Below are 2,434 nucleotides of genomic sequence, written 5' to 3'. Positions count from 1 at the left end.
CCCCCGCCCCCGCCCCCGCCGGGGCTGGTGGGGCCAACGCGGCGGCACCCCGCGGCCCCCCCCCCCCCCCCGCCGGGGGGGGGGGGCCCCGGCGCGGGGCTGGCCGGGGTGCTCGACGGTGCCGTCCCGCTGCCCTCGCCCGGGGAAGCGGTGGACCACCTCTCCCGCGGGGAGCTCCCGCCGCTGCCGCTCGGCCTCGGTGGCCCGTGATGCGCCGGGCGCTCGGCTGCTGCGCGCTGCTGCTGGTCACCGGTTGCGGCGCCTCGGTGCAGGACGCGCCGCTGCCCGGCGGCGCCGACCTCGGCGACCACCCGTACGAGGTGCGGGTGCGGTTCGCCGACGTCCTCGACCTGGTGCCGCAAGCCGGGGTGAAGGTGGACGACGTGCCGGTCGGGAAGGTCCGCGGCATCGGGCTCGCCCCCGACAACGCGACCGCCGTGGTCACCCTCGTCGTCAACGGGGACGTGCGGCTGCCCGCCAACGCCGAAGCGCGGCTGCGGCAATCCAGCCTGCTGGGGGAGAAGTTCGTCGAGCTCGCCCGGCCCGCCGAACCCGCGGGCGGCCCGCTGCGCGACGGCGCGGAGATCCCGCTGGAGCGCACCGACCGCAACCCGCAGGTCGAAGAGGTGCTCGGCGCGCTGTCCCTGCTGCTCAACGGCGGCGGCGTCGCGCAGCTCAACGGCATCGTCGAGGAACTGGACCGCGCGCTCGGCGGCAACGAACCGCAGGTGCGCTCGCTGCTGTCCCGAGTGGACGAAGCGGTGTCCCGGCTGGACGAGCAGAAGCAGGACATCACCCGCGCGCTCGACGGGCTGAACCGGCTCTCCGCCGACCTGCGCGGACAGCTCGACGACCTCACCACCGGCCTGGACGGGCTCGAACCCGGACTGCGCGTCCTGGAGCGGCAGCGCGGCGACCTGGTGCGAATGCTGCGGGCCCTCGACCGGTTCTCCCAGGTCGCGGTGCGCACGGCCGACGCGAGCCGGGACGACCTGGTCGCCGACCTCGACGCGCTCGCGCCGACGCTGCGCGAACTCGCGAAGGCGGGCACCGACCTGCCGAAGGCCATCGGCTACCTGGCCAGCTACCCGTTCCCGGAGAACGCGATGGTCCCGCTCAAGGGCGATTTCGTGAACGTCGACGTGGACCTCGACCTGGACCTGACCAGCGTGCTCGGCAACCTGTCGAACAGCAGCGGGCCGCTGCTGCCGCTGCCCGGGATCTCCGACTCGGGCGCACCGCTACCGCTCGGGGGGCCGTGATGTTCAGCAGGGCCACGACGATCCGGCTGGGGCTGTTCCTGCTCATCGCCGTCGTCGGCATCGGGTTCACCGGCGCCCGCTACGCGGGGCTGGACCGGTTGGTCGGGGCGGGCGGCTACGCCGTCGTGGTGGAGGTGCCCGACACCGGCGGGGTGTTCACCAACTCGGAGGTCACCTACCGGGGAGTGGCCGTCGGGCGGGTCACCGGGGTGCGGCTCACCGACCGCGGAGCGGCGCTGGACCTGCACATCGACTCCGCCGCCCCGCCGATCCCCGCGGACGCGCGCGCGGCGGTGGCGAACCGCTCGGCGGTGGGGGAGCAGTACCTCGACCTGCGGCCCGACGACGGGCACGGGCCGGTGCTGCGGGACGGGTCGGTGATCCCCGCCGAGCGCGCCGAACTCCCGCCCCCGCCGGAATCGCTGCTGCTGAACCTGGACCGGCTCGTCGCGGACGTGCCGCTGGACGCGCTGCGCACCGTCGTCGAGGAATCCGGCACCGCGCTGCAGGGCACCGGGCCGCACCTGCAGCGGATGCTGGACAGCACCGGATCGCTCATCGCCGCCGCCGACCGCAACCTGCCGAGCACCACCGCGCTGCTGGCGAACTCCGACGTGGTGCTGCGCACCCAGCAGCAGCAATCCGGACAGATCATCGAGTTCAGCCGCGGCCTGCGCCAGGTCGCCGAACAGCTGCGCGCCTCCGACCCGGACCTGCGGCGGCTCGCCGACGTCGCCCCACCGGCCGCCGAACAGCTCGACGGCCTGCTGCGCGACAGCGGCACCGGTCTCGCCGCGACCACCGCGAACCTGCTCACCACCGCGCGGCTGCTCGACGTCCGCGGCCCGGCGCTGGAGAACGTGCTGGTGGCGATGCCGATGATGTCGGCGGCCAGCCACAGCGCGCAGGACGGCGACGGGCGCGGGCACCTGGGCGTGGTGCTCAACTTCTTCAACCCGCTGGCCTGCGAGAAGGGCTACGAGGGAACCGAACGCCGCCCCGGCGACGACGTCACGCCGATCCCGGCGAACCCGGACATCCACTGCGCCGAACCGCCGGACGGCCCCACCAACGTCCGCGGCTCCGCCAACGTTCCCCGCGCCCCCGTTCCCGACGCGGTCCCGGTGCCCACCGACAAGCTCATCACCGCGGAGGCAGCGGGAGGGGCGGGG

2 protein-coding genes and 1 pseudogene are annotated in these 2,434 nt (G+C 75.1%); all 3 read left to right on the top strand.

Going from position 1 to position 2,434, the window contains the following annotated elements:
* A pseudogene (locus tag LCD31_RS28630) lies at positions 1-210 on the top strand (hypothetical protein); the annotation flags it as partial.
* Positions 210-1,262 (top strand): MCE family protein, encoded by a 1,053-nt coding sequence (locus tag LCD31_RS28625; RefSeq protein WP_224963293.1) that lies wholly within the window; start codon positions 210-212, stop codon positions 1,260-1,262. The pseudogene LCD31_RS28630 and the gene LCD31_RS28625, both read left to right, overlap by 1 nt.
* The coding region (locus LCD31_RS28620; RefSeq protein WP_224963291.1) for an MCE family protein at positions 1,262-2,434 on the top strand (1,173 nt) is incomplete at its 3' end. The genes LCD31_RS28625 and LCD31_RS28620, both read left to right, overlap by 1 nt.

The sequence above is a fragment of the Saccharopolyspora sp. 6M genome (genome assembly GCF_020176775.1).
In the GTDB taxonomy this organism is placed as follows: Bacteria; Actinomycetota; Actinomycetes; order Mycobacteriales; family Pseudonocardiaceae; genus Saccharopolyspora_C; species Saccharopolyspora_C gregorii.
Note: the sequence above shows the minus strand (reverse complement) of the source record. Positions and strands in the feature narration are given on the sequence as shown.

Bases quoted from the DNA above. Each gene is read 5' to 3' on its own strand.
- LCD31_RS28625 (WP_224963293.1), top strand. From the start codon at position 210: ATGCGCCGGGCGCTCGGCTGCTGCGCGCTGCTGCTGGTCACCGGTTGC.